This window comes from Mitsuaria chitosanitabida ATCC BAA-476 = NBRC 102408 (genome assembly GCF_001598255.1).
In the GTDB taxonomy this organism is placed as follows: Bacteria; Pseudomonadota; Gammaproteobacteria; order Burkholderiales; family Burkholderiaceae_C; genus Roseateles; species Roseateles chitosanitabidus.
In genome coordinates this window covers 124882-150480 of record NZ_BCYP01000030.1, presented here as the reverse complement: position 1 = coordinate 150480, position 25599 = coordinate 124882, and the positions used below count along the sequence as shown (strand labels likewise).

Genomic DNA, 25599 nt, shown 5'->3' with positions numbered 1-25599 from the left:
AAGAACTCACAGAACACCATGCAATTCGCCACCTGGAACGTCAACTCCCTGGCCGTGCGCCTGCCGCAGCTGCTCGACTGGCTGAAGGCGAATCCTGTCGATGCGCTCGTGCTGCAGGAAACCAAGCTCACCGACGACAAGTTCCCGACGCTGGAGATCGGCGAGGCCGGCTATCAGGTCCAGTGGTTCGGTCAGAAGACCTACAACGGCGTCGCCCTGCTGAGCCGTACCCCGGCCACCGACGTCGTCAAGAACATCACCGGCTACGCCGACGAGCAGGCGCGGCTCATCGCGGGCACCGTCGGTGACGTGCGCGTGATCGGCGCCTACTTCCCCAACGGCCAGGCGCTGGACAGCGACAAGTTCGTCTACAAGATGGCCTGGCTGGACGGCCTGCGCGCTTGGCTCGCCACCGAGATGCAGCAGCACGAGAAGCTCGTGATCATGGGCGACTTCAACATCGCCCCCGAGGACCGCGACTGCTACGACCCGGCCGCCTTCGTCGGCCAGACCCACACCTCCCCGCAGGAGCGCGCGCACTTCCAGGCGCTCATCGACCTGGGCCTGACCGACGCCTACCGGATGTTCGAGCAGCCGCCCAAGAGCTACAGCTGGTGGGACTACCGCATGCTCGGCTTCCAGAAGAACAAGGGCCTGCGCATCGATCACATCCTCGTGAGCCAGGCGCTGAAGTCCCGCGTCACCGCCTGCACCATCGACCGCGCCATGCGCAAGCTGCCCAAGCCCAGCGATCACGCCCCGGTCATCGTCACGCTCGACTGAGCGACCTCGTCTTCGCGGCATTCCTTCACGCCGCACGTCCCGCGTTCCTGGCAAACCCGCAATGACTTGATATTGCTCAAGTTGGCCCCGGACTGACTCATCGATGCTGCGTCTTGATCCAAGTCAAGAGCTACCGTACAGGGGACGCATCGATGAGAACCAATCTGCCGGTCACGCAACGGGAGTTCCCGCTGCCCGAGGGTCGCGCGCTGGTGTCGACCACCGACCTCAAGGGTCGGATCCTGCATTGCAACGACGCCTTCGTGGCGGTGAGCGGCTTCGCCCGCGAGGCCCTCATCGGCAAGGCGCACAACCTGATCCGCCACCCCGACATGCCGGAGGAGGCCTTCCGCGATCTGTGGGCGACGATCCAGGGCGGCCGCCCCTGGTCGGGCGTGGTCAAGAACCGCCGTCAGGATGGCGACCATTACTGGGTCATGGCCAACGTGACGCCGCTGCTGCAGGGCGACGTGCCGGTGGCCTACCTCTCGGTGCGGACCGCGCCGTCACGCGAGCAGGTTCGCGTGGCCGAGGCCCTCTATGCCCGCATGAAGACCGCCGAGCGCGACCGCGTCGCCGGCCCCACGCTGCGCGGCGGCCAGGTCCGCGCGCCGATGTGGCGACGGGCGCTGGGCGCGCTCGCCGCGCTGCTGCAACCGGGCCGCCATCGCGCCGCGCTGCGCCAGAGCCAGCGGGTCGCCTACCGGTTGGCTGCGGGCGATCTCAGCCAGCCGCGCGCCCATCGCTCCGTGGACGGCAGCGATCGGAGCCGCCCGACCGTGGCGCTTGAGGGCGCGCTGGGCCAGTTGCGCGTCAACCTGCGCGCGCTGGTGTCGGACACCCAGCATGAATTGACGCAGATGCTGCGCGTCTCCGAGACCATCGCCCAGGGCAACCACGACCTGGCGCAGCGCACCGAATCACAGGCCGCCAGCCTGGAGCAGACCACCGCCAGCATGGCCCGCATCACCGACGAGGTTCGCGGCAATCGCGACACGGCGCATCGCGCACGCGAGGTCGCGGCCGAGCTGGGCGCGGCGGCGCGGCGCAGCGACGGGAACGTGCGCTCGGTCAACGACACGATGCAGGCGATCGCGCAGGCCTCGGCCCGCATCGGCGAGATCACGCAGCTCATCGAGGGCATCGCCTTCCAGACCAACCTGCTGGCCCTGAATGCCGCGGTGGAAGCGGCCCGGGCGGGTGAGCATGGCCGTGGGTTCGCGGTCGTCGCCGGCGAGGTGCGCGCGCTCGCGCAGCGCAGCTCCGACGCGGCGCGCGAGATCAAGCAGCTGATCGCCGCTTCCGGCGAGAAGGTCGAGGCGGGCGCGCGGCAGACCGACGAGGCGCGCCGCAGCATGGCCGACACCCTGGCCACCGTCGAGCGCTTCGGTGGCGTGATCGAGGACATCGAGCGCAGCGCGCAGACGCAGCTGGACGGGATCTCGGAGGTGTCGGGCGCCGTCCGTCACCTCGAAGGCATCACCCAGCAGAACGTCGGTCTGGTCGAGGACCTGGCGCGATCGTCAGATCACCTGCAGGCGCAGACCCGCGAGGTGGGCGCGGCGCTCGGCGTGTTCCGTCTGGAGGCCTGAGACCCAGGACCTGCGGCCTGAGCGCAGAGACCTGAAACCTGACACCTGAGACCTGAGACCCGAGCGCGGGAGCGTGAGGGTCAGGTGTCGAGGCCGTCGAGCTCCTCGACGGCCACATCCCCGCGCATCAGCGCCGCGCATTCATCGAGCAGCGCATGCAGGCGCTGGACGCGCTCATCGCCCAAGCGCTCGTTGAGCGAGAGCTGGGCACGCTTCCAGGTCGCCTTCATCTGGCGGCGCCGGGCGTGCCCTTCCTCCGTCGCCTGCAGCTGACGGCTGCGGGCGTCGGCACCGGGCAGCATCTCCACGAGCCCCATCGCCAGCAGCGGCTGGATGTTGCGCGAGAGCGTCGAGAGGTCGAGGTCCATGCGACGCGCCAGCTCGCTCGGCTGAATCGGGCCGAGCACGACGATGTGCGACAGCAGCGCGTACTGGGTGGTCTTCAGGCCGGTCTCGGCGAAGTGGGTTTCGCAGTGGTTGGAGACCAGGCGGGTCAGCTGGCGAAGCTTGAAGTTGGTACAGCCCTTGGGCGAGAGGGGCTCGCCTTGCGAGGCCGGCGCGGCGCCTGCGGCCCGGGAGGAAGTAACCGTCGCGTTCATGGGGTGTCACCTCGCTGCTTGACAGGCAATGATTGTAGCTGCAACCATTGCAGGCACAAGCATTCGACGGAGTTCACATGAACGCAGCAGTCCATCCCACGGCGACGGCCGAAGCCGACGCGATCCTGACGCAGTGGTTGGAGGAGGAGAGGCAGGTACGGGCCAAGATCCGGCCGGAGCATGGCGTGGCCACGATGGCGGAGATCGCCGGGCTGACGGGTCTGGAGCAGATGCAGGCGATGCTGGATGGGAAGCTCCCTCCCCCGCCCATCGCGCAGACCCTGGACTTCACGCTGCTGCGTGTCGCCAAGGGCGAGGTGATCTTCCAGGGCACGCCGAAGTTCCGGCACTACAACCCGATGGGCACGGTGCACGGCGGGTGGTATGCGACGCTGTTGGATTCAGCCCTGGGCTGTGCCGTTCACACGACGATGGAGCCGGGCCGCGGCTACACGACCTTGGAACTGAAGCTGAATCTGGTCCGCGCCCTGAACGAGCGCGTGCCGGTCGTCCGCGCCGTCGGACGGGTGCGTCACGTCGGCCGCCAGATGGCGACCGCCGAGGCCGATCTGATCGGCCATGACGGCAAGCTCTACGCGCACGCCAGCACGACGTGCCTGGTGTTCGATCCGCCGAAGCGCTGATCAGCCGCGCAGCGCGGCGGCCTCGCGGGCCAGTTGCGTGATGCGAGCCCAGTCGCCGGCCTTGACGGCGTCGGCCGGCGTCAGCCAGGACCCGCCGCAGACCTTGACGTTGGGCAGCTTCAGGAAGTCCGGCGCCGTCTGCACGGTGATGCCGCCGGTGGGGCAGAACGCCACATCCGCGAAGGGGCCCGCCAGCGCCTTGAGCAGGTTCACGCCGCCGACCGCCGTGGCCGGGAACAGCTTCAGGAAGCGATAGCCCGCATCCGCCGCCATCATGACCTCGCTGGCGGTGGACACGCCAGGCAGCAGGGGCAGGTCTTGCGCCTCGCAGGCCTTGGCAAGTTCGAGCGTGAAGCCCGGGCTGACCGCGAAACGGCTGCCGGCCTTCTTCGCGGCGGCGGCGTCAGCGGCGGTGCGCAGCGTGCCGGCGCCGACGATGGCCTCCGGCACCGCCTGGGCGATGGCGGCGATCGCCTCCAGCGCGACCGGCGTGCGCAGCGTCACTTCCAGCACCTTCACGCCGCCGGCGACCAGCGCGCGTGCCAGCGGCACGGCGTCCTCGACGCGATCGATGACGATGACGGGGATGACCGGACCGTGGTCGGCCAGGCTCAGGGTGTCCAGCTTGGAGCTCATGCAGAAATCCTCAGAGTCGAATCGAGTGGGGCGACGGGGTCGACGCGACCGCTCCCGAGGAGCCGTTGCCGCGTCGACCGGGCGATCGCCAGGATCACAGCCAGGTGACGGCGCCCTCTTCCGCCGAGGTGACATTGCGGCGCATGCCGGCGAACAGCTCGCGGCCCAGGCCGGCGCCGTTGTCGATGACGGCGTCGTCGGTGATCAGCGCGTTGCCGCGGGCGTCCCATTCGGCGGCCGGCACCAGCGCGCTCAGCTCGCCGCTGTTGGCGCACACGCGCACCAGGTCGCCGTCGCGCAGCTTGGCGAGCGGGCCGCCGGCCAGCGCCTCGGGGCTGACGTGGATGGCCGCGGGCACCTTGCCCGAGGCGCCGCTCATGCGGCCGTCGGTGACCAGCGCCACCTTGAAGCCCTTGCCCTGCAGCACCGCCAGCGGCGGCGTCAGCTTGTGCAGCTCCGGCATGCCGTTGGCCTGCGGGCCCTGGAAGCGGACCACGACGACGACATCGCGCTCCAGCTCGCCGGCCTTGAAGGCCGCCTGCATCGCTTCCTGGCTGTCGAAGATGCGCGCGGGCGCCTCGACGGTGTGGCGGTCCTCCGGCACGGCGGAGACCTTGATCACCGCGCGACCCAGGTTGCCGGCCAGCAGCTTCAGGCCGCCCGTCGGGGAGAACGGCGCCGCGGCCGTGCGCACGACGGTCTCGTCGCTGCTCGCGGCGGGCAGATCGGTCCAGCGGACCGAGCCATCCTCGGCGCGATGCGGCAGGCGCGCGAAGGCGCTCAGGCCCTGGCCCGCGACCGAGGTCAGCACGTCGCCGTGCATCAGGCCGGCGCCGAGCAGCTCGCGGATCACGAAGCCCGGGCCGCCGGCGGCCTGGAACTGGTTCACGTCGGCGCTGCCGTTCGGGTAGACGCGCGACAGCAGCGGGACGACCGACGACAGGTCGGAGAAGTCGCTCCAGTCGATCAGGATGCCCGCCGAGCGCGCCACCGCGACCCAGTGGATCAGGTGGTTCGTGGAGCCGCCGGTGGCCAGCAGCGCGGCCATCGCGTTGACGATGGTCCGCTCGTCGACCATGCGGCCGATGGGCGTGTAGTCGGCTTGCGGAATGATCTTCAGCGCCTGGCGCACCGCCTCGCGGGTCAGCGACTCGCGCAGCCCGTCATGCGGATGGACGAAGGCCGCGCCCGGCACGTGCAGGCCCATGGCTTCCAGCAGCATCTGGTTGCTGTTGGCCGTGCCGTAGAAGGTGCAGGTGCCGGCGCCGTGGTACGCCTGGGACTCGGCCTGCAGCAGCTCGTCGCGCCCGACCTTGCCTTGCGCGTAGAGCTCGCGCACCTTGGCCTTGTCGTTGTTGGACAGGCCGGAGCTCATCGGCCCCGCCGGCACGAACACGCAGGGCAGATGGCCGAAGTGCAGCGCGCCGATCAGCAGGCCGGGGACGATCTTGTCGCAGATGCCCAGCAGCAGCGCCGCGTCGAACACGTCATGCGACAGCGCGACCGCCGTGCCCATCGCGATGGTGTCGCGGGAGAACAGGCTGAGCTCCATGCCCGGCGTGCCCTGCGTGACGCCGTCGCACATGGCCGGCACGCCGCCCGCGACCTGCGCGGTGGCGCCGTGGCGATGGACCTCGTCGCGGAGGAGGGCCGGGTAGCCCTCGTAGGGCTGGTGCGCCGACAGCATGTCGTTGTAGGCCGTCACGATGCCCAGGTGGGGCGCCTTCTCCGCGACGATGCGGAGCTTGTCGTTGGCCGGCATCGCCGCGACCGCGTGGGCGACGTTCGCGCAGCCCAGGCGCTGCACGCCGCGCTGGCGGCCCGCCATGCGCTCGATGAGGTCCAGATAGCGCTCGCGGGAAGCGGCGCTGCGCGCCTTGATGCGCGCGGTGACGTCGAGAAGCGTCTTGTTCATGCCGACTGCCGATGTAACTCGGCCAGGGTTTGATTGGTAACCATATTACACGCCCCGGAGGCGTGGCGCCCCTCTCCGACAGGCAAATCCAGGTACAAGCGAGTTACAAGCGCATCGGGATGGGCGATCGGCCCCGATGCGGCAGGGCGCGTTCCCGGGCCTCGGCCGGGGCGAATCCGCGCGCGCGCCCCCATGCAGACCTCGATGGGCGCCGGGGAGCCGTCGAGTCCTCGCGAGGCGCGCGGGCTCGCCGCGCTCCGCTCCCTCGACGGCCACCCTGTGGCAGCATGGCCGCCCATGTCGTCTGTCTCTCCCGATCCCCTCGAGGGCGCCCGCCTCGAGGACCTCCCCGCCCATTGCCAAGCCCTGCTCGCCGTCGCCGAGCGTCAATGGGACCGCGAGCACGGGCTCATGATGTTCGCCTACGGCTCGCTGATGTGGAACCCCGGTTTCGTGCCGGCGCAGACCGTCGTGGCCAAGGTCCAGGGCTATCACCGGGCGCTGCGGCTGCGCTCGCTGGTCAACCGGGGCAGCGCGGAAGAGCCCGGCCTGGTGATGACGCTGCTCTCCGGCGGCAGCTGCCGCGGCCTGGTCTACCGGGTCGCGCCCGAGGACAGCGAAGCCACCCTGCACCGGCTGTGGCTGCGCGAGATGGTGGTCGGCACCTACGTGCCGCGCTGGCTGGACTGCCATTGCGGCGACGGCCTGGGCGTGCGCAAGGCGCTGGCCTTCACGCTGTCGCGACGCAGCCCGGGCTGGGTCGGCGACATCCCCGACGAGCGCCTGCTGCACATCCTGCGGCATGCGCGGGGTCGGTACGGGACGACGCTCGACTACCTCCAGCGCGCCGTCACCGCCCTGCGCGAGCACGGCATCCATGACCGCGCGCTCGAGCGCCAGCTCGCGCTGGCCCGGACGAACGGGCTGTGAGGTCGGCATGGCCGGCGGCGCCGCGGATGCTTCCAACGATCGGCGTGAAGCGCCCGCTATCCATCAGCGCGCGAGACGCGGCGGGTGACCGCGGCGCTCAGCCCGCGGCGCGCAGCCCGGTCCCGGTGGGCTGGGGCTGGCTCGGATCGCCTTGCACCTGCCGCAGGTCCTCGACGGTGTCGATGTCCACCAGCACGCCCGGATCGTCGACGTCGACCGCCTGCGCCGGGTAGCGCGCCAGCAGGCGCCGCGCGCCCTCGTCGCCCTGCAGGGCGGCGAGCTCGGAGAACAGCTCCGCGCTGAAGCCCACCGGATGACCGCGCCGGCCGCGGTACTGGGCGAAGGCGATGGGGTCCTTCTCGAGCGCCTGCGCCACCGCCAGCAGCGTGCTGGCGCGCAGCATGGGCATGTCGGCCGGCAGGATCAGCCAGCCCGGCGCATCGCCGGTGGCGGCCACGCCAGCCGCGATGGAATGACCCATGCCCAGCGGCGCGGGACGGCCGAGGCGATCCTGGTCGGGCAAGACCAGCATGTCGCGCGAAGCCACATGACGTCGGACCAGCGGTGCCAACGCGGATGAGGTGACGACCAGCAACGGCAAGTCCGAGGCCATCGCCTGGCGCAGCGTGTGCGCCAGCACGGTGTCGTTTCCCAAGACCTGTTCCAGCTTGTGCCCCTCGCCGCGAAAGCGCTGTCCGCGCCCTGCCGCAAGCACGACGACGACGGGTCGTCGCTGATTCATGCGTACTTCCTTCTGGTGTGGTCCCGATCCCCCTGAGGCCGGCTTCTGAGGCGCGGCTCCGATGGCGGCAAGCATGCCCGCCCTCCCGGGGCGCCCGCACCCGGAGTTTCACGAGTGGGAGCTTTACTTAAGGATTCGCCCGATACTCCGCCGATGGACAAACTCTCCGACCTCCGCAAGAGCTACGAGCGCGACGAGCTCGACGAGCAGCAGGCCGCGCCCGAGCCGCTGCGCCAGTTCCGCCTCTGGTTCCAGGAAGCCCTGGACGCCCAGGTCCCCGAACCCAACGCCATGACGCTGGCCACCGTCGGCCCGCAGGGGCGGCCCTCGACCCGCATCGTGCTGGTCAAGGACATCGAGGACCGCGGCCTGGTCTGGTACACGAATTACGACAGCCGCAAGGGCCGGGAGCTGGACCAGCACCCCTTCGCCGCGCTGCAGTTCCACTGGGTCGAGATGGAACGGGTGGTGCGCGTCGAGGGCCGCGTCGAGAAGGTCGACGCGGCGCAGTCCGATGCGTACTACCAGTCCCGCCCGCTGGACTCGCGGCTCGGGGCCTGGGCCTCGCCGCAGAGCCAGGTGATCTCATCGCGCGCGGTGCTGGTGGCGAATGCCGCCAAGGCCGCGGCGCAGCACGGCCTGAACCCGGCGCGCCCGCCGCACTGGGGCGGCTTCCGGCTGGTACCGGAGCGCTGGGAGTTCTGGCAGGGACGGAAGTCGCGCTTGCATGATCGGCTGGTCTATCGGCTGGACGAGGGCCGGTGGATCAGGGAACGACTGGCGCCCTGACGCGAGCCCCCGCCCTCTGCCGCCCGGCGGGAGAGGGCGTGCACGGTGATCGGGCCTCACGATTGGCAGCGAGCCGCGCGGCCCCCTCGCCCGCGGCGCGGGAGAGGGCGGGGGGTGAGGGACGGGGCAAGCCGAGAGCGCCAATCGCAGTAGCCGGGAGGCTCTGGCATGCGACCGCCCTCACCCCAACCCCTCTCCCACGCAGTGGGAGAGGGGCCAAGCGTCAGAACCGGACTTGCAGGCCCGCAAAGATGCTCCGACCTGGCAAGGGCGACAGCTCGCGGATGGTCTGGACGCTGGTGGCGCTGTAGGCCAGCTTGTTGGCCAGGTTGTCCAGCTTGACGTACCACATCGCGTCCATGCCACCGAGCTCGAAGTGCCGCGCGACATTCAGTCGCAGCAGGCCGTAGCCCGCCGTCGGCGTGTCCAGCGCCGGCACCTTGTCCTGCCGCGCCGCGCCGATCAGCGTGGCCTGCAGCAGCCACGGCCCCTGCTCCGCCTGCAGCGACAGCGACGCCCGCATCGGCGCCAGACGCGGCAGTGCCTCATGCGTGTCGAGGTTGGTGCCACGCACCAGGTCCAGCGTCGTGCCCAGCGTCAGGTTCCAGCCCGCCAGCGACGGCAGCGGCTGATGCCCCTCCAGCTCCACGCCATGCAGACGCGCGCGCACGCCGCGGTAGACGTACTCCGGGAAGGTCTCGGAGCCCCCATCCTCGCCCGGCTGCGTGATGTCGCGACCGCTGGCGTCCAGCGCCAGGTAGTTGGAGAAGCGCGTCTGGTACACCTGCACGCTCCACTTGGACTCGCCCTGCTTCCAGTGCAGGCCCAGGTCGACCGCCCTGGCGCGCTCCATCCCCAGGTTCGCATCGCCCACTTCATAGGCGCCCGAGGCCACGTGCACGCCGTTGGCGAAGAGCTCGTAGAAGGTCGGCGCGCGCTGGCTGCTGCTCGCGCTGGCCGACAGGCTGAAGCCACCGCCCACCTCGACCGCGCCGGTCAGCGAGAAGCTGTTCGGACTGAAGCGCTTGGTCACCGGCGCGCCGAAGCGCTCCTCGTCGCCGCCGGTCGAGGCGACCGAGACCTTCTCGCTGCGCGCGCCGGCCTGCAGGCTCCAGGGGCCGGACTTGAACTGCTCGATCAGGAAGAGCGCGTTGTTGCGGGTCTTGGTGCTGGGCACCAGCGCCTCCTCGCCCAGCGCCGAGAAGTCGCTCAGCTCCCATTGCCAGCCCAGCACACCGGACAGCGTGCCCGCGCCGGTCTGGATCGCGGCGTGCTGCGCCTCGACGCGGCCGTCCTTGCCGGTGGACTGGAACACCGTGCCGATGGCGCCACTGCCCTCCACTTCCTGGTGCTTGTAGCGGCTGCTCGCGAACTGCCAGTTCACGCGCGCCAGGCCCGGCAGCGGATCGCGCCATTCACCGGCGGTGGCGAGGCGCTGGCGCTGCATTTGGATGCGGACGTCGGGCTCGACGGTCACGCCGTACTCGTTGTGATAGTCCTCGACCGACACGCCGGCATAGCCCTGCGAGAACAGCAAGGAGCCGCCCAACGCGCCGCTGCGGCCATGGCTGTCGGAGTTGCGGACGCGGCGGGAGAAGCCGTCCTCGGTCTCGAAGCGCGGCACGCGCTGGTCGTCGGTGCGGCGATCCGCCGCGTCGACGTGCCAGGCGAACTGGTTCGTGCCGCCGTCCAGGACGACCGCGCCGCCGCGCTCGCTGGACGCGCCGCCCAGGCGCACCTCGGCCGCGCCGTTCAGGCCGGGCTGGACCAGGCGCGGGATGCGGTTGTCGATCGCGTTGACCACGCCGCCGATGGCGTTGCCGCCGTACTGCAGCGCCGCCGCGCCGCGCAGCACCTCGATGCGAGTCAAGACCAGCGGATCGATGGGCAACGCATGGTCGAAGCTCAGGCTGGACGCGTCCACCGAGGCGCCCGAGTTGCTCAGCATGCGGACCCGGTCGCCGTCCAGGCCGCGCAGGGTCGGACGGTTGCTGTTGGGGCCGAAGTAGGTGGAACTGACGCCGGACATGCCATCCAGCGTGTCGCCCAGGCTGGCGCCTCGCTTGAGGGTCAGCGCGTCGCCGCTGAGCGATTGCACCGGGGCGACGACATCGCGCAGGTTCAGCGGATTGCCGGTGACCACGACGGACTCCAGCTGCTGCTTGCGCTTGGCGCCGCCGCCAGCGGCGGCACCGCCGTCGGCGGTCGCGGCCTCGGGCGCGTCGGCGGGGCCCGTGGCCGGGGCCTGCTGGGCCCAGACGGCGGTCGCGCCCAGGCTCAGGGCCAGACCCACGGCCTGGATCAGCACCGTGGCGCGGAACGGCACGGCGGCGCGCGCGGAGACCACGGCGATGTCGGTCAGGTCGGACGCGTGGAAGGCGCCGACAGCGGGACGGGCCACGGCGCTGGACGCCGGGTGGGAAACGACGGGGACGGAAGGGACGATGGTGGACATGGACACGCTCTCGGAGCGCCGCGCGCGGACGGACGTCGGTCGACGTCATGGGCAGCCGCGGCGGCGCCATCTGATTCTTCGAAGGGTTCCCGACGCGAAGCGGCCAGGGCCACGGTCGCGGCCGACCCGGGCGCACGCGGGCGCGGCGGATCGATCAAGGGACGGATGGAAGGGGCGGTGTCAGGCCAGCGGCGGCGCGCGGGCGGCCTTGCGCCAGACCTGCGCGAGCGAGGCGTCGTGGGGCTGCGGCCCGGCGACCGGGAAGTCCGGCAGCAGCGCGGTCCAGGCGAGCGCCTGGACGATGGGGCTCAGCGCCTGGCTGAGCTGGTCCAGCAGCTGGCAGTCCGAACTGCCGGCCACGTGACCGAAGGAGAGCTTGACCGCGTCGACGCTGACGTCAACGGCGTCGGAGATGCCCACCACGTCGGCGATGTCGCCGACCTCCACCGGCAGCGCGCGCGCGCCATCGGCGGGCGCGACCAGGGTCGCCATCGCCAGGGCGATGCGCACGGGCTGCGCGACCGCACCGCCGTGCTGGGTGCGGTGCACCAGGCCCATGGCCTGGAAGCCCAGCACGCCGACCAGGCACAGCCACACCCACCAGCGCTGCGGGCGCGTGAGCGGAGAGGTGGCGGATCGGGTCATCGGGCGGAGGCGATCGAGTCGGTGTCGGCTGCGGTGCTCGGGCGGCGGTCGGTGGCGGCGGGCTGGCTCAGCGCGCCGGCGTGGCGGTCTGCACCGCCTGCGTCACGCGATAGAACATGCCGTAGGGATCGTCGTTGAGGACCGTCATCTGGCCTTCGACGGTCACCACGTCCAGCGTGTAGCGGACCGGCTTGCTGCTGCGGACCTCGACCAGTCCCTCGGGGCCGGCGGGGACGCAGAAGGAGCAGCTGGTCGGGACCGAGGACAGCAGGAAGTGGCTCTGCTTGTCGCCCGGCTCCAGCGGCATCATGAAGCCCTGGACCTTGACGGTGCGCTTGTCCAGCGCGAGCACGCCCGCGGGATAGCTCGGGATGACCTTGCTCTTGTCCGCCTTGACGGTGACCGAGGACAGCAGCTTCCAGCTGACGACGCCATCAATCTCCTGCAGCGGCTTGAAGGGGCTGCGAGGGTCGTGATAGCCGGGGCCGGAGCCCATCGGCACCGCCGCGCCACCGGCCTGCGCGCGGGCCGGCGTGCTCGTCGCGAGCGCCAGACCGGACAGCGCGAGCACCGCGGCCATCGTCGCCGTGGCGGCGCGCGCGGCGCGGCCGAAAGGCGGGCTCGGCATCGGGCGCGACGGGGCGAGGATCGTGTGGGAGCGCATGGTGGAGGCGGACATGAAGCGCGACATTGTGCATCGCAAATGTTGCGACTCGATTCGCATCAGGCGCGACTAGCGAACGCGCGCCAACGATCCGCTCATTCGAGCGGGTCCCGATGGTCATGCCGGACGGGGATCGGCAGCGACGGAGCGGATACCAGGGCAAGCGGCGCGGCAGCGCGCTCGTTGCGCGAGTGCCAGACCGCGGCGACTGGGTCAGCGTGCCGCCTGGCTCGCCTTGCCGCCTGGGGCAGCTTGGCGCCTCAGCCAACGGGGCGGCTTGGTCAGCGGGGCGTCTGCAGCAGCTCGGTGACGTCGAGGCGATAGCCGCGCCAGGCCGGCCAGGCGGCGGCCAGCAACGCCAGCCACAGGGCGAGCGCGGGCACCAGCGCCTCCCAGGCGGACAGCCAGGTCCCCGAGATCCGGACCGACTGCTGTGCCGCCAGCACGGCCCCCAGGCCGCCCGTGAGCGCATGCGCCAGGGCCAGCGCCAGCACGGTGGCCAGCGCCGCCAGCATCAAGGCCTCCAGGGCGATCAGGCCAGCCACGCGGGCGGGCGTCGCGCCGAGCATGCGCAGCATGGCGAGATCGCCCTGGCGCTCGCGCACCGCGTGCAGCAGCGCCACAAGCACCGAGAGCGAGGCCGCGATCAGCAGCACTAGGCCGAAGCCCCGCAGCACCTCGATGCCGACGCCCAGCATGCTCAGCAGACGCGCGGTTTCCAGCGCCGGCACCGAGGCCTGGAGCCCCGGCTGCGCGTTCACCCAGCGCGGCAGCATCACCGCGGCCAACGGGCTGCGGTAGCGGACCAGCACCATGCTGACCTCGAGCGACGGATCGTCGACGGTCTCGGCGCCTTGGGAAGTCGATCCGCCCACCTTCGCACCGGAGCGATCTCGATCCTCGTGGTGGTCGCGGCTCTTCTCGTGGTCGCGATCCTGGCTGCCGTCGTGGTCATGGTCGTGGCCCTGGTGCTGGCCGTCCTTGTCCTCGCCGCCGTAGTGGTCGTTGCTGCCCTTCTGGTCAAGGCCTTGGTCGTGGTCGTGGTCGTGGCCTCCCCGAGCCTCGCCCGCGACACCCGCCGACGGGCCATGGCCATGCGCCGCGTGCGCCTCCCACACGGAGGTCAGATCGGTGAGCACCAGCCGGTCAGCGACGCCACCGGTGGGCGCGAGCACGCCCGTGACCTCGTAGGCCTGCTCGTGCTCGTCGCCGCCGGAGGCGAGTCCGTGCGTGCCATGGAAGCGGTCGCCCGGCTGGAGTCCGGACAGTCGCGCCACCTCGGCGCCGAGCACCGCCTGCATCGGCCGGGCCCAGCCCTGCCCTTGCGCGAGGCTCAGGCGGTACAGGCCGAGGTACTCGGGCGTCGTGCCGACGATGCGATGCCCGCGGTAGGAGTCGCCCAGCGAGATCGGCACCGCCTGCGCCACCAGCGGCTGCTGCCGCAACTGCCGCACGGTGGCGAGCGGGATGTTGCCGGTCGACTGGTCCAGGTGGAACACGCCGGCCAGCAGGATCTGCATCGGGCTGCCCTTGGCGCCGACGACCAGATCGATGCCGGCGAGGTCGCGCTTGAGGCCCTGCTCGAGCTGCTCGCTCACCAGCACCACGAAGCCGATGGCGGCCAGCCCCAGGCTGAGCAGCATCAGGTTGAGCGCCGTCAGCATCGGACGCGCCCAGAGGTAGCGCCAGGCCAGGCGCGGGAGGTTCAAGGGAGAACGGCTCATGCGGCGGGAGATGACGGAGCGTCGTTCACGGGCGCGATCGGCGCCGGCGCCCGCAAGGCCTCGCCCCGATCCGCGATGACACCTGGACCGCGGGCCGAAGTCAGGTGGAGGCGGTGGAGGGCCGGCCAATCGGCCCAGGCCGTCTCGATCCGCGCGTCGTGGGAAGCGATGACCAGGCACAGGCCATGCTGTTCGGCCGCGCGGCGCAGCAGCGTCAAGGTCGCGTCGCAGGCCTCGTCGTCGAGGTTGGCGGTGGGTTCGTCGGCGAGCACGAAGCGCGGCGCGCGCAGCAGTGCCCGCGCGAGCGCGACGCGTTGGGCCTGGCCCTGGCTCAGTTGATGGGGTCGCCGGTCGAGCAAGGCGGCGACGCCGAGTTCAGCCAGCACCGCCTCGATGCGGGCGAGGTCCGGCGCGAGGCCGGCCGCGACGTAGGGCAAGGAGAGGTTGTCGCGGACGGACAGCGAGGCGCTCAGATGCAGGCGCTGCGGCACGAAACCCAGGCGCGCGCCGCGCCAGGCGTCGCGCGCGGCCGGCGCCAGCGCGGCGACCTCCTGGCCGTCCATCGTCAGGCGACCGGCGCTGGGCGTGAGCAGGCCCGCCATCAGCGCCAGCAGCGTGCTCTTGCCGCTGCCGGAGGCGCCGCGCAGAAGCAGGTGGGCGCCGGCGGGCAAAGAGAAGTCGGGGAAGCGGAGCTCGTTCGCGCCGTAGCGCATCCGGACGTCGTGCAGCTCGATCAGCGAGGGACCGTCGCCCGGCGCGGCAGCTCGAAGACCCTCACCCCAGCCCTCTCCCGCAAGCGGGAGAGGGGGTACTCCGGTCGCCATCGTCAGGCGGGCGAATCGGACTTCACCAGTTCCCGGAACTTCAGCAGGAACTTGTCGACCTTGGGCGCGACGACGAAGGCGCAGTAGCCCTGCTCCGGGTGGTTGGCGAAGTAGTCCTGGTGGTAGGCCTCGGCGGGCCAGTAGTTCTGCTCGGGCTGGACCTCCGTCACCACCTTGCCGCCGTGGGCGCGCTGCGCCTCGTCGACGACCTGGCGGATCTCGGCCAGTTGCTCGGGCCGCGTGTAGTAGATGCCCGAGCGGTATTGCGTCCCCACGTCGGCGCCCTGGCGGTTGAGCGTCGTCGGATCGTGGATGGTGAAGAAGACCTGCAGCAGGTCGGTCAGGCTGACCACCTTCGGGTCGAACCGCACGCGCACGACTTCGGCGTGGCCGGTACGACCGCCGCAGACCTGCTCGTAATTCGGGCGCTCGATCTCGCCGTTCGTGTAGCCGGACTCGACCGACAACACGCCCTTGACGCGCAGGAACACCGCCTCGGTGCACCAGAAGCAGCCGCCGCCCAGGGTGATCAGGTCCTCGCCGGGGCCGAGCGGGGCGGGATTCGGGGTGGTGGTCATGGCGATGTCCTCGAAAGTTGGCGACAGCCCCACATCGGGCCGCGCGGCGCCGGTTCAAGCCCGGCGGGTGGCGAGCATAGGCGAGCCCATGCCCGCCGCCGCGGTCACTGTGCGCTCAGCGCCAGATCCACGCGCGGCTGCCAGGGCTTGTCCTTGTCGCCGCCGCGATCGTCGCCCGCCGCGTGCTGCTTGGGCGAGGCCAGGAACATCCGCGCGTTGGGCACGCCCCGCGCGATCAGCGCGTCGCGCACGACCACCGAGCGCTGCAGCGCCAGCTCGCGCAGCTGCTCGTCGGTGACGACGTAGCTGTCCATCAGCAGCTGTCGCATCTGGTCGGCCGGGATGTCCTTGGCCAGGCCGATGAGGTTGCGCGGCTTGTTGGGCAGCTTGGCGCCGTCGTAGACGACCTTGAGCAGCCGCGTCCGCTGCGCGTCATCCAGCGTGATGGGGGCGGTCGCCGGATCGGCGGCGGCGTCGGAGGCACCGCTCACCACCTGCGTGACCTGCGAGCGTCGGAGCTCGCGGCGGCGCTCCGCCACCATCGCGTCCTCGAGCCGCGCCGCCTGGGCCGCGCGGCGCTCTGCCTGCGGATCGACCCAGCCGGTGATGCTCAGCTGCAGCGCGGGCTTGTCCGTGAGGGCCTTGGCCACCGGCTCCAGCCGTTGCGCGGCCGCCGGCGCCAGCACCGCGGTGCCGGGCTGGAACTCGAGCTGGCTCATGTCCGCGCCCCCGCCGCCCGAGAGCAGCGAGAAGGGAGCCGTCAGCGCCTTGGTCAGCAGGTTGACGATCAGCTTGAGCACCAGGCCGCCGACGCTGAACTCCGGATCGTTGAGGGAGCCGCTCACCGGCAGGTTGACGTCGATGACGCCGTTGCGGTCCTTGAGCAGCGCCACCGCCAGCCGCACCGGGAGCTTGGTCGCCGTCGGGCTGTCGATGCGCTCGCCGAAGCTCAGTTGGTTCAGCACGATCTTGTTGTCCGCCACCAGCTTGCCGCCCGGATCGATCTGGTAATGGACGCGGGTCGAGAGCTTGCCGCGCTCGATCGCGTAGCCGGCGTACTTGCCGGCGTAGGGCGACAGCGGCGCGAGCTCGATGTCGGTCGCGCTGGCGGTGATGTCCAGCGCCAGCGGCGCGCCGCTGGGGTTGAGCTGGCCGCTGATGTCCAGCAGCCCGGTGCCCTCGACCTTGCCCTTGAGCTGCAACGGCGCCATCGCCGCCGAGCCCGCCGAGAACGCGCCCAGCGTGCCGGTCAGCTCGCTGAGGTTGGCGCTGTAGTTGGGCTTGATGAAACGGTCGTTGAAATCGACGCGACCGCCGTTGACTCGGGTCTCGCCGATGCTCAGGCGCAGCGGCGGCTCGCCGGCCGCGGCGGCCTGGGCCGCGCTGGCGGCGCCGCCCGGCGCCGACGTGGCGCTCGCCACCGTGACCGCCACCGGCGCCGAGGCCGCCGGCGTGCCCGCGACCGCGGCCACCGCCTGACCCTGCTCGGTCTGGCGCAGGTCGCGCAGGTTGAGCCGGCCCTGCTCGTTGACGATCAGGCGGGCGTAGACGTCGTCCAGCACCGCCTGCTGGATGGTCACGTCGGGCGCGCCGCCGGGCGAGAGCTTGAGCTTCAGCCCGGCGAGCTTCAGGCCGGTCCAGCTGAGCAGGTCCTCGGCCGAGCGCCGCTGCCCGTCCTGCAGGCGCGCCTGGCGCAAGCGCAGATCGGCGATCAGCAGCTCGCCGCCGGCCTGCACGTCGGGGCCCTTGGGCGTCTGCGTGAAGCTGAAGCCGGCCCGCACCGAGCCTTCGGCGCGCTGCAGGTGGATGCCGATGGACGGATCCAGATACGGGTCCGCCCAGTGCAGGGGCAGGTGCTCGGCGCTCAGGCGGCCGTTCACCTTCAGCGGCGCCAGCGCCACCTGCCCCTCCCAGCGGAGCTTGGGCACCTCACGCGCGTTGCGGCGCGTCGCATCGGGCCGGCGCAGCGTCGCCGCGACCGTCACCGGCAGCGGCTTGCGCAGCTGGCGGCCGTCCCAGTCGATGCCGGTGACCTTGATGCCCAGCTCCTGCACGCCGATCGGGCGCGCCGGCTCGTCGGCCAGCACATGGGTGGCGAGATCGAGCAGCGTCGCCTGCCCGCCCTCGACGGCGATCTCGCCGATCTGCGCGGACCAGGCCGGACCCGCGTCGCTGGTCGCTGGGGACGAGACCTTGGAGGCCTGCGCCGGTGGCTCCAGCGTCAGTCGATCACGGCCGGGCGCGTCCCGGCGAGCGGCGCGCGCGCCAGCGCCCTGCCCCACTGTCGCGGTGCTCGGCATCCACGCGTCCCAGCTCCAGCGGCCGGCCTTGTCGCGGCCGATGCTGGCCTCGGGCGCGACGAACGCCAAACGTCCCGCCGTCAGCTTGTGGGCGTCGAGCGCGATCTCCGCCTGATCCAGGCTCAGCCGCTTCATCGCCAGCACGGGCGTGCGGCCATCGGCGACCTTGAGGCCGTCCAGCGACAGCGCCTTCAACGAAATCCTGGGGTCCTCGCCGTTCGGACCGGCACGCAGCGCGCCCTGCGTCGCGAAACTGCCATCGACCAGCAGCGGCGTGGTCGCCTTCAGATAGGGCGACAAGCCGGACAGCCCCAGATCCTTGAGCGCCCAGTCCAGCGCGATGCCGGCGCTGCCGAGCTCGCCCTTGGCGCTCAGGCTGGCGCCTTCCTTGGCACCCTCCGGCGCGATCCGCGCCGCCAGCGTGACCGGGGCGGCCTTGGCCGTGAATGGCCAGTTCAACCCCGTGCCCTGGATGTCCAGATCGTCGACGCGCCATTGCGCGGCAGGTCGCACGGCCTGATCCTCCCAGCCGACATGACCGTCGGTCAGCGCCAAGCGCTGCACACCGACATGCCAGGGCGCGGACCTGGCGGAGGCATCGGCGGCCTTCGTCGCGGCGGCACCGGAGGCCGGCGCCGAGCCCGCGGCCGCCTTGGCCGCGGCGACCGTCTTCACGGCGGCGGCGACGGTCTCGGCCGGGACCGATGCCGCGACCGCCGGGCCGGCCGCCCGATCGCCCGAGGCGGATCGGGCCGGCTTGCTCGCCGGCGCCGCGCCATCGGCGACCGGCAGCCACAGGCGCCCTTGCGCATCGCGGCCCATCATCAGCTCGGGCTTCGTCAGGGTCACCGCGCCGAGCAGCACCTGCTTCTTCAGCGGCTGCACATCGGCCAGGTCGATCGACAAGGCCTGCCAGCGCAGCCAGTCCTCCCAGGCCTCGCCGTCACGGCGCTGCAGCGACAGGTCCCGCACGGCCGTCTTGCCGCTGAGCTTCACCGACGGCGCCTGCTGGGGCGGCTGCGTGAAGTCCAGCGTCAGCTGCGCGTCCACCAAGCCCTTGGCGAGCCGCATCGGCAGCTCGCTGGGCCAGTAGGCGCGGTAGGCCGACAGATCCAGCGCGTCCAGCTTGACGGTCAGACTGGCGCTGCGGGTCTCGGCGAAGGGCTGGGCCTGACCCTCGCTCTGGAAGCCGATGCCGTTGAGCTGGCCCGACAGGCGGGGCTGCACATGCACCTCGACGTCCGCGTCCAGCGTCGACAGGAAGGGGATGCCCAGGTGCAGCGCCTTGAGCTCGTGGACCATGCCGGCGGTCCGGTCGTCCAGGCGCAGCTCGCCGTCGGTCAGTTCGATGTTGTAGAGGGCGGCCTCGGCCGGACCCTCGTCGGCCGCGGGGGCCGGCTTCGGCGCGGCGGCGAAGCGCTTGACGATGTCGTCCAGGTCGGTCCCGCCGCCGGCCAGCAGCGCCACGCGCACCCGCGGCGACTCGACCTTCAGCGCCGACAGCACGGGGGCCAGGTGCCAGATCGAGCGCGGCGACACCGCCGTCTCGAGGCGCCGCACCGCGAGCAGCGGCGGCGCGTCGGCGGTCGGGCCGGCGATGCTCAGGCCGTCGAGCTCGAGCGCCAGGCGCCAGGGCTTGAAACGCGCGTCGCTCAAGGTCACCGCGCGGCCGAGCTGCTCGGTGGCCAGACGCAGGCCCGGTCCCTTGATCCACATCGGCAGCGCGATCCAGGCGATCAGCAGGACCGCGACCAGGAACAGCACCAGCCCGAGCGCGACGCGCGCGATGCGACGGGGCCAGACGGGAAGAGCGGAGAACAGCACGAGCAAAGCCCACAAGTCGTCAAGGAAGGTGATTATGCTGGCGGGCTCAACACCTGGCACCTGATGAACGAACTGACACACGCGGTCGCGGCGCTTCTGCTACCCCCGACCGGCGCCTTCCCGCTGCTGCTGCTGGCCTGGTGGCTGCGCCGGCGCCACCACTGGCTCGCTCGCGGGCTGTTCGTCCTCGGGCTGGTGGCCGTCTGGGTGGGCAGCACGGAGTTCGGCGCGCTCTGGTTGCAGGAGCGTCTGCTGGGCCCGCAGCAGGCGATCCGCGTCCAACAACTCCAGGACCTGCCGCCGCAGCAGAGCGTCATCGTCGTCCTTGGCGCCGGCGCGCGCAAGCTGATGCCGGAATATGGGTCGGCGCAGCTCAAGCCGCTCTCGATCGAGCGGCTGCGCTACGGCATCTGGCTGTCGCGCCAGACCTCGATCCCGCTGCTGTTCACCGGTGGCGCGCCGCCCGCCTCCCACCACGAGGGCTCCACCGAAGCCGGGCTGGCCAAGCGGACCGCGCAGCAGGAGTTCGGCTTCCACGTCACCTGGGTCGAGGACAAGGCCCGCGACACCCGCGAGAACGCGCTCTACACCGCCGCGCTGCTGCGCGGCCAGCCGATCCGCCGGGTCATCGTCGTCACCCACGACGTGCACATGCGCCGCGCGCTGCGCGCCTTCCGCGAGGCGCTGCCGCCGGACGTGCAACTGGTCGCCGCGCCCATCAACGTGCCGCTGCCGGACTGGGAATGGCGCGACTTCCTGCCGTCGCAGGAGGGCGCGGCGCGGGCCCGCTACCTCGGCTACGAATGGCTGGGCTACGTGGCGGGGCACTGAGCCCTCGGCCGCGACGCCGTCCCAAGAACGAGAAACCCCTCCGAGCCGGGTATGCCGAACTGGGAGGGGTGGGCGGACCAGCCGCCTTTGGGGCTCCACGGCGATTTGCCGCAGGGCTCCTGGCGCGCAGAGACTGCGCCAGAGGAAGTGCCGGAAAGGCCTGACAACCTTAGGCAGGCGCCATGGCTCTTTCAAGCCCTGATCCCTAGGAACCAGGGAATCTCAGCCCCCGAACAAACGCCTATATAAATCGGCGGCGCGGGTCTTCTGCTCGTCGGGCATCTCGATGATCCGACCCCACTCGCGGGTCGTCTCGCCAGGCCACTTGTTGGTCGCGTCCAGCCCCATCTTCCCGCCCAGGCCGCTCACCGGCGAGGCAAAGTCCAGGTAGTCGATCGGCGTGCCCTCGACCAGCGTCGTGTCGCGCACCGGATCCATGCGGGTCGTGATCGCCCAGATCACGTCCTGCCAACTGCGGATGTTCACGTCCTCGTCCACGATCACGATGAACTTCGTGTACATGAACTGGCGCAGGAAGCTCCACAGGCCGAACATCAGCCGTTTCGCGTGCCCCGGATAGGCCTTCTTGATCGAGATGACCGCCATCCGGTAGCTGCAGCCCTCGGGCGGCAGATAGAAGTCGACGATCTCCGTGAACTGCTTCTGCAGGATGGGAACGAAGACCTCGTTCAGCGCCACGCCCAGCACGGCCGGCTCGTCCGGCGGCTTGCCGGTGTAGGTCGAGTGGTAGATGGCGTCGTCGCGCTGGGTCAGGCGGCTGACCTCGAACACGGGGAACCAGTCCTGCTCGTTGTAATAGCCGGTGTGGTCGCCGTACGGCCCCTCCAGCGCATGCAGGTAGCCGCCCTTCTCCTTCAGCGGGATGCCGTCCTCGCTGTGGCCGGTGAAACCGGCCGGCGCTGGCGGGATGTGGCCTTCCAGGACGATCTCCGACGAGGCCGGCACCTGCAGCATGCGCCCCCCCTCACCCACCGCGGTGTCGGCGACCTCGGTCCGGGACCCGCGCAGCAGGCCGGCGAACTGGTACTCGGAGAGCGAATCCGGCACCGGCGTCACCGCGCCCAGCGTGGTCGCCGGGTCGGCGCCGAGCGCCACCGCGATCGGGAAAGGTTGTCCCGGATTCGCGATCGCGAAGTCGCGGAAATCGAGGGCGCCGCCGCGATGCGCCAGCCAGCGCATGATCAATTGCCGCTTGCCGATCAGCTGCTGGCGATAGATGCCGAGGTTCTGGCGCAGGCGCGGATTCGGGATGCCCTGCGGGCCGCGCGTCACCACCAGGCCCCAGGTCAGCAGCGGGCCGACGTCGCCGGGCCAGCAGGTCTGGATGGGCAGGCGCTTCAGGTCCACGTCCGGGCCTTCGAAGATCTGCTGCTGGCAGACCGGCCGCTTCACCTGCGAGGGCTTCATGTCCCACAGCGCCTTGGCCATCTGCGCCAGCTTGCCCACGTCGCGCAGGCCGCGCGGGGGCTCGGGCTCCTTCAGGCTGGCCAGCAGCTGTCCGACCTCCCTCAATTGAGTGGTGGACTCGGCGCCCATGCCCAAGGCCACCCGGCGCGGCGTGCCGAACAGATTCGCCAGCACCGGCATGCGGTAGCCGGTCGGCTGCTCGAACATCAAGGCCGGTCCTTCCGCTCTGAGAACCAGGTCGCTCAGGGCCGTCATTTCCAGATTCGGGGACACCGGATCGGCCACGCGGCGGAGCTCGCCCATGCCTTCCAAAGCGTCCACAAAGTCACGCAGATCTCGGTACTTCATAACCAAAAGTATTTAAGAACAAGCCCCATACGGTTGACGGGTTATTGATGATCCATAGAATCGCGGCCTGCCCTGGCCCCCAGGGTTATCCCGGTCCTCGCATGGGAAGCGAGAACCGACGCTGCCAATGGACGCTGGATCGCCCGTTTGTCGCACCAGTCGCCTGGAGCCCTCTGAGAGCCCTCCAGGCCGCCGACGACGCCCGACCCGGCCCATTATCGCCACGCCCCAGAGCTGTCCGCCCGGTGAACCGCATCCGCGCACCGGCCGACTCGCGATGGGCGTGAACGGAGAAAGGAGTCGCATGACAGCGCGTTCAGACCTGCTATCCCTCCCCCGCCAGGCCCGCACGGCCCTGGTGCTTTTCGTCAAGGACATCGGCCAGGGCCTCCTGGTCGTCAGCCACAACACCCTCGCCCTGCTGGGCTTCACCGTGGTCGCCATCGGCCTGGTCTTCGCCAGTCAGCCGGACATGCGCCAGCAACTGGAAGGCCAGGTGCTGGGCTGGCTCAACGCGCGCCATGAAGCCCGCGTGGAAGCCTCCGGCGACACGCTCGCCCTGATGGTCGAGCCCGACGCGATCACCCGCGCCACCGCGGTCGATCCCAAGGAGCTGACCCGCCAGCAGGCCGCCGTGGCCAATTACCTGGCGCGCCGCTACAAGGTCGCGCCGGAACCGGTCAGCCGCCTGGTCAAGGAAGCCTGGGACGTCGGCCAGCGCGCCCGCGTCGATCCCACGCTGATCCTGTCGGTGATGGCCATCGAGTCCGGTTTCAATCCGTTCGCCCAGAGCGCCGTCGGCGCGCAAGGCCTGATGCAGGTCATGACGCGGGTGCACGACGACAAGTACGAGGCCTTCGGTGGCAATCTGGCTGCCTTCGACCCGATCACGAACCTGCGCGTCGGCGTGCAGGTGCTGAAGGAATGCATCCAGCGCGCCGGCAGCCTCGAGGAAGGCCTGCGCCGCTACGTCGGCGCCGCCAACCTGCCCGACGACACCGGCTACGCCGGCCGCGTGCTGGCCGAGCAGGAATTGCTCAAGGCCGTCGTCTCGGGCCGCAGCGTCAGCCCGTCGGCGCCGCGCCCGATCCGCGAGCCGGCCTCGGCCCCGTCCACCGGCGGCGAGCAGGTCGCGATGACCGTGATGCGCTGAGCCCGAGGGCTCCCGACCGACAGGCTCCGACGGAGCCTGTTTTTCATTGGCGAGCCCGCGCTCGCCGCCCACCCGCGCGTCACCCGCGCGCGCGACGCATGAATGGCGCGCCCTCGGTCGGCGCCCCGCATCGGTGCGGCTACACTGCACGCTTCGCGCAACTGGCGATCAGGGCGCCCGGACTCGTGATCCGCACGAGGTCGGCGTCGCCCGAGGTGGGTCACCACCGGGAAGCGCGAGCGGCTGGGGATGTCCTCCGGCCGTCGTGCCGTTCGCCTGGGCCTCCATCGTTCCGGACCGACCTCGGGTCGCACAGGCGACCGCGCGGCTCGCGATCCGGCCGGTGGCGCCAACCCTTGAGACGACATCATCATGTTTGACCGCACCCAACAGACCCTCGCCAACGTCGACGCCGAAGTCTTCCAGGCCATCCAGCAGGAAACGCGTCGCCAGGAAGAGCACATCGAGCTGATCGCCTCGGAGAACTACACCTCCCCGGCCGTCATGGAGGCGCAAGGCAGCCAGCTGACCAACAAGTACGCCGAGGGCTATCCCGGCAAGCGTTACTACGGCGGCTGCGAGTACGTGGACATCGTCGAGCAGTTGGCCATCGACCGCCTGAAGCAGCTCTACGGCGCCGAGTTCGCCAATGTGCAGGCCAACAGCGGCTCGCAGGCCAACCAGGGCGTGTTCTTCGCGCTGCTGCAGCCCGGCGACACCATCATGGGCATGAGCCTGGCCGAGGGCGGTCACCTGACCCACGGCATGTCGCTGAACATGAGCGGCAAGTGGTTCAACGTCATCTCTTACGGCCTCAACGACAAGGAAGAGATCGACTACGACGCGATGGAAGCCCTGGCGCGTGAGAAGAAACCCAAGCTGATCATCGCGGGCGCCTCGGCCTACGCGCTGCGCATCGACTTCGAGCGCTTCGGCAAGATCGCCAAGGAGATCGGCGCCTACTTCATGGTCGACATGGCCCACTACGCCGGCCTGATCGCCGCGGGCGTCTACCCGAACCCGCTGCCGCACGCCGACGTCGTGACCTCCACGACCCACAAGAGCCTGCGCGGCCCGCGCGGCGGCATCATCCTGACCAACGACGAAGCGATCTCCAAGAAGATCAACTCGGCGATCTTCCCCGGCATCCAGGGCGGTCCGCTGATGCACGTCATCGCCGGCAAGGCCGTGGCCTTCAAGGAAGCGCTGTCGCCCGAGTTCAAGGCCTACCAGCAGCAGGTCGTGGCCAACGCCAAGGTCCTGGCCGACACGCTGATCGAGCGCGGTCTGCGCATCGTCTCGGGCCGCACCGAGAGCCATGTGATGCTGGTCGACCTGCGCCCCAAGAACCTGACGGGCAAGGAAGCCGAGGCCATCCTGGGCGCGGCCCACATGACCTGCAACAAGAACGGCATCCCGAACGACCCGCAGAAGCCGATGATCACCAGCGGCATCCGCCTGGGCACGCCCGCGATGACCACGCGCGGCTTCAAGGAAGAGCAGGTCCGCGCGACCGCCCACCTGATCGCCGACGTGCTGGACAACCCGCACGACGAGGCCAACCTGGCCAATGTGCGCGCGAAGGTGGCCGAGCTGACGCGTCAGTTCCCGGTCTACCGCTGATCGAGGACCGCGGCGCATGCGTTGCCCCTTCTGCGGCCACGGCGACACGCAAGTGTCGGAGACCCGCGAGTCCGACGAGGGCGACGTGGTGCGCCGCCGCCGGCGCTGCCAGTCCTGCGACAAGCGCTTCACGACCTACGAGCGGGCCGAGATCGCCCTGCCCATGGTGGTGAAGAAGGACGGCACGCGGGCCGACCTGGACGTGAGCAAGCTGCGCGCGTCGATGTCGCTGGCGCTGCGCAAGCGGCCGGTGAGCATCGAGCAGATCGACGCCGCGCTGGAGCGCATCCAGGAGAAGCTGCTGACCAGCGGCGTGCGGGAGATCCCGTCGACCAAGCTGGGCGAGCATGTGATGCGCGAGCTCAAGCGCATCGACAAGGTCGCCTACGTGCGCTTCGCGTCGGTGTACCGGAGCTTCGAGGACGTCGACGAGTTTCGACAGCTGATCCGGGACATCTGACCCGGACCGGCAAGTCGGCCCCAACGGCCCGCGCTTGAGCCCTTCATCATGAAACGCGCCCCCCAGGGCGCGTTTTTCATGGCCGACCGCGACGCGATTCGGTTCGGTCTGC

The 25599-nt window shown here is 70.7% G+C and carries 21 protein-coding genes and 1 riboswitch; of the genes, 9 read left to right on the top strand and 12 right to left on the bottom strand.

Annotated features, from left to right (window positions below; translation table 11 throughout):
- Positions 1-18: 18 nt before the first annotated feature.
- Both xth and MCHT01_RS19215 read left to right on the top strand, forming a co-directional pair.
- Positions 19-783 (top strand): exodeoxyribonuclease III, encoded by a 765-nt coding sequence (gene xth / locus MCHT01_RS19220; protein ID WP_067067550.1) that lies wholly within the window; start codon positions 19-21, stop codon positions 781-783.
- A 152-nt stretch (positions 784-935) separates the two neighbouring features.
- On the top strand, positions 936-2375 hold the full coding sequence (locus tag MCHT01_RS19215) for a methyl-accepting chemotaxis protein (RefSeq protein WP_084452996.1): 1440 nt from the start codon (positions 936-938) through the stop codon (positions 2373-2375).
- 80 nt (positions 2376-2455) lie between these two features.
- On the opposite strand, the gene MCHT01_RS19210 is transcribed toward MCHT01_RS19215, so the two are convergent.
- Positions 2456-2974 (bottom strand): MarR family winged helix-turn-helix transcriptional regulator, encoded by a 519-nt coding sequence (locus MCHT01_RS19210; protein WP_084452994.1) that lies wholly within the window; start codon positions 2972-2974, stop codon positions 2456-2458.
- A gap of 77 nt (positions 2975-3051) precedes the next feature.
- Here MCHT01_RS19210 and MCHT01_RS19205 point away from each other — a divergent pair, with 77 nt between their 5' ends.
- Positions 3052-3618, top strand: a complete 567-nt coding sequence (locus MCHT01_RS19205; RefSeq protein WP_067067446.1) for a PaaI family thioesterase — start codon at positions 3052-3054, stop codon at positions 3616-3618.
- On the opposite strand, the gene MCHT01_RS19200 is transcribed toward MCHT01_RS19205, so the two are convergent.
- Positions 3619-4254 (bottom strand): bifunctional 4-hydroxy-2-oxoglutarate aldolase/2-dehydro-3-deoxy-phosphogluconate aldolase, encoded by a 636-nt coding sequence (locus MCHT01_RS19200; RefSeq protein WP_174549069.1) that lies wholly within the window; start codon positions 4252-4254, stop codon positions 3619-3621.
- A 94-nt stretch (positions 4255-4348) separates the two neighbouring features.
- Positions 4349-6169, bottom strand: coding sequence for a phosphogluconate dehydratase (gene edd, locus MCHT01_RS19195; RefSeq protein ID WP_067067444.1), 1821 nt, complete (start codon positions 6167-6169; stop codon positions 4349-4351).
- 297 nt (positions 6170-6466) lie between these two features.
- Between edd and MCHT01_RS19190 the strand changes: the two genes are divergently transcribed.
- Complete coding sequence (locus MCHT01_RS19190) at positions 6467-7099, top strand: gamma-glutamylcyclotransferase (protein WP_169806165.1); 633 nt, start codon at positions 6467-6469, stop codon at positions 7097-7099.
- Between the two features lie 97 nt (positions 7100-7196).
- Here MCHT01_RS19190 and MCHT01_RS19185 read toward each other — a convergent pair whose 3' ends face one another.
- Positions 7197-7841, bottom strand: coding sequence for a nucleotidyltransferase family protein (locus MCHT01_RS19185; protein WP_067067435.1), 645 nt, complete (start codon positions 7839-7841; stop codon positions 7197-7199).
- Between the two features lie 153 nt (positions 7842-7994).
- On the opposite strand from MCHT01_RS19185, the gene pdxH reads away from it, so the two are divergent.
- Positions 7995-8630 carry a pyridoxamine 5'-phosphate oxidase gene (gene pdxH, locus MCHT01_RS19180; protein WP_067067431.1) on the top strand — a complete coding sequence of 212 codons (636 nt, stop codon included), beginning with the start codon at positions 7995-7997 and terminating at the stop codon, positions 8628-8630.
- A gap of 223 nt (positions 8631-8853) precedes the next feature.
- On the opposite strand, the gene MCHT01_RS19175 is transcribed toward pdxH, so the two are convergent.
- From MCHT01_RS19175 to MCHT01_RS19145, 7 genes are all read right to left on the bottom strand, one after another.
- On the bottom strand, positions 8854-11085 hold the full coding sequence (locus MCHT01_RS19175; protein WP_067067428.1) for a TonB-dependent receptor: 2232 nt from the start codon (positions 11083-11085) through the stop codon (positions 8854-8856).
- A gap of 180 nt (positions 11086-11265) precedes the next feature.
- On the bottom strand, positions 11266-11730 hold the full coding sequence (locus MCHT01_RS19170) for a hypothetical protein (RefSeq protein ID WP_067067426.1): 465 nt from the start codon (positions 11728-11730) through the stop codon (positions 11266-11268).
- A 67-nt stretch (positions 11731-11797) separates the two neighbouring features.
- Positions 11798-12409 (bottom strand): DUF3299 domain-containing protein, encoded by a 612-nt coding sequence (locus MCHT01_RS19165; protein ID WP_245643422.1) that lies wholly within the window; start codon positions 12407-12409, stop codon positions 11798-11800.
- Positions 12410-12675: 266 nt separating this feature from the next.
- On the bottom strand, positions 12676-14118 hold the full coding sequence (locus MCHT01_RS27495; protein WP_084452991.1) for an ABC transporter permease: 1443 nt from the start codon (positions 14116-14118) through the stop codon (positions 12676-12678).
- Positions 14115-14942, bottom strand: a complete 828-nt coding sequence (locus tag MCHT01_RS19155; RefSeq protein ID WP_245643420.1) for an ABC transporter ATP-binding protein — start codon at positions 14940-14942, stop codon at positions 14115-14117. The genes MCHT01_RS27495 and MCHT01_RS19155 overlap by 4 nt, the downstream gene beginning before the upstream one ends.
- A 2-nt stretch (positions 14943-14944) precedes the next feature.
- Positions 14945-15520, bottom strand: a complete 576-nt coding sequence (gene msrA, locus MCHT01_RS19150) for a peptide-methionine (S)-S-oxide reductase MsrA (RefSeq protein WP_067067421.1) — start codon at positions 15518-15520, stop codon at positions 14945-14947.
- 104 nt (positions 15521-15624) lie between these two features.
- Complete coding sequence (locus MCHT01_RS19145; RefSeq protein ID WP_148661612.1) at positions 15625-19659, bottom strand: DUF748 domain-containing protein; 4035 nt, start codon at positions 19657-19659, stop codon at positions 15625-15627.
- A gap of 48 nt (positions 19660-19707) precedes the next feature.
- Between MCHT01_RS19145 and MCHT01_RS19140 the strand changes: the two genes are divergently transcribed.
- Positions 19708-20475: a YdcF family protein gene (locus MCHT01_RS19140; RefSeq protein WP_067067416.1), complete on the top strand. Its 768-nt coding sequence runs from the start codon at positions 19708-19710 to the stop codon at positions 20473-20475.
- A 222-nt stretch (positions 20476-20697) separates the two neighbouring features.
- Here the strand turns inward: MCHT01_RS19140 and MCHT01_RS19135 are convergent, their stop codons facing one another.
- Positions 20698-22251, bottom strand: coding sequence for a UbiD family decarboxylase domain-containing protein (locus MCHT01_RS19135; protein WP_067067414.1), 1554 nt, complete (start codon positions 22249-22251; stop codon positions 20698-20700).
- Between the two features lie 304 nt (positions 22252-22555).
- On the opposite strand from MCHT01_RS19135, the gene MCHT01_RS19130 reads away from it, so the two are divergent.
- The 3 genes from MCHT01_RS19130 (at position 22556) to nrdR (ending at position 25487) form a co-directional block, all read left to right on the top strand.
- Positions 22556-23404, top strand: coding sequence for a lytic transglycosylase domain-containing protein (locus tag MCHT01_RS19130; RefSeq protein ID WP_067067410.1), 849 nt, complete (start codon positions 22556-22558; stop codon positions 23402-23404).
- Between the two features lie 147 nt (positions 23405-23551).
- Positions 23552-23693, top strand: a riboswitch (ZMP/ZTP riboswitch).
- An 83-nt stretch (positions 23694-23776) separates the two neighbouring features.
- Positions 23777-25027 (top strand): serine hydroxymethyltransferase, encoded by a 1251-nt coding sequence (gene glyA / locus MCHT01_RS19125; protein WP_067067407.1) that lies wholly within the window; start codon positions 23777-23779, stop codon positions 25025-25027.
- A 16-nt stretch (positions 25028-25043) separates the two neighbouring features.
- Complete coding sequence (gene nrdR, locus MCHT01_RS19120; protein WP_067067404.1) at positions 25044-25487, top strand: transcriptional regulator NrdR; 444 nt, start codon at positions 25044-25046, stop codon at positions 25485-25487.
- Positions 25488-25599: the final 112 nt, after the last annotated feature.

What these genes read in the sequence shown, in the direction of transcription:
- xth (WP_067067550.1), top strand. Translation starts at nt 19, where the DNA reads ATGCAATTCGCCACCTGGAACGTCAACTCCCTGGCCGTGCGCCTGCCG.
- MCHT01_RS19215 (WP_084452996.1), top strand. Translation starts at nt 936, where the DNA reads ATGAGAACCAATCTGCCGGTCACGCAACGGGAGTTCCCGCTGCCCGAG.
- MCHT01_RS19210 (WP_084452994.1), bottom strand. Translation starts at nt 2,974, where the DNA reads ATGAACGCGACGGTTACTTCCTCCCGGGCCGCAGGCGCCGCGCCGGCC.
- MCHT01_RS19205 (WP_067067446.1), top strand. Translation starts at nt 3,052, where the DNA reads ATGAACGCAGCAGTCCATCCCACGGCGACGGCCGAAGCCGACGCGATC.
- MCHT01_RS19200 (WP_174549069.1), bottom strand. Translation starts at nt 4,254, where the DNA reads ATGAGCTCCAAGCTGGACACCCTGAGCCTGGCCGACCACGGTCCGGTC.
- edd (WP_067067444.1), bottom strand. Translation starts at nt 6,169, where the DNA reads ATGAACAAGACGCTTCTCGACGTCACCGCGCGCATCAAGGCGCGCAGC.
- MCHT01_RS19190 (WP_169806165.1), top strand. Translation starts at nt 6,467, where the DNA reads ATGTCGTCTGTCTCTCCCGATCCCCTCGAGGGCGCCCGCCTCGAGGAC.
- MCHT01_RS19185 (WP_067067435.1), bottom strand. Translation starts at nt 7,841, where the DNA reads ATGAATCAGCGACGACCCGTCGTCGTCGTGCTTGCGGCAGGGCGCGGA.
- pdxH (WP_067067431.1), top strand. Translation starts at nt 7,995, where the DNA reads ATGGACAAACTCTCCGACCTCCGCAAGAGCTACGAGCGCGACGAGCTC.
- MCHT01_RS19175 (WP_067067428.1), bottom strand. Translation starts at nt 11,085, where the DNA reads ATGTCCACCATCGTCCCTTCCGTCCCCGTCGTTTCCCACCCGGCGTCC.
- MCHT01_RS19170 (WP_067067426.1), bottom strand. Translation starts at nt 11,730, where the DNA reads ATGACCCGATCCGCCACCTCTCCGCTCACGCGCCCGCAGCGCTGGTGG.
- MCHT01_RS19165 (WP_245643422.1), bottom strand. Translation starts at nt 12,409, where the DNA reads ATGTCCGCCTCCACCATGCGCTCCCACACGATCCTCGCCCCGTCGCGC.
- MCHT01_RS27495 (WP_084452991.1), bottom strand. Translation starts at nt 14,118, where the DNA reads ATGAGCCGTTCTCCCTTGAACCTCCCGCGCCTGGCCTGGCGCTACCTC.
- MCHT01_RS19155 (WP_245643420.1), bottom strand. Translation starts at nt 14,942, where the DNA reads ATGGCGACCGGAGTACCCCCTCTCCCGCTTGCGGGAGAGGGCTGGGGT.
- msrA (WP_067067421.1), bottom strand. Translation starts at nt 15,520, where the DNA reads ATGACCACCACCCCGAATCCCGCCCCGCTCGGCCCCGGCGAGGACCTG.
- MCHT01_RS19140 (WP_067067416.1), top strand. Translation starts at nt 19,708, where the DNA reads ATGAACGAACTGACACACGCGGTCGCGGCGCTTCTGCTACCCCCGACC.
- MCHT01_RS19135 (WP_067067414.1), bottom strand. Translation starts at nt 22,251, where the DNA reads ATGAAGTACCGAGATCTGCGTGACTTTGTGGACGCTTTGGAAGGCATG.
- MCHT01_RS19130 (WP_067067410.1), top strand. Translation starts at nt 22,556, where the DNA reads ATGACAGCGCGTTCAGACCTGCTATCCCTCCCCCGCCAGGCCCGCACG.
- glyA (WP_067067407.1), top strand. Translation starts at nt 23,777, where the DNA reads ATGTTTGACCGCACCCAACAGACCCTCGCCAACGTCGACGCCGAAGTC.
- nrdR (WP_067067404.1), top strand. Translation starts at nt 25,044, where the DNA reads ATGCGTTGCCCCTTCTGCGGCCACGGCGACACGCAAGTGTCGGAGACC.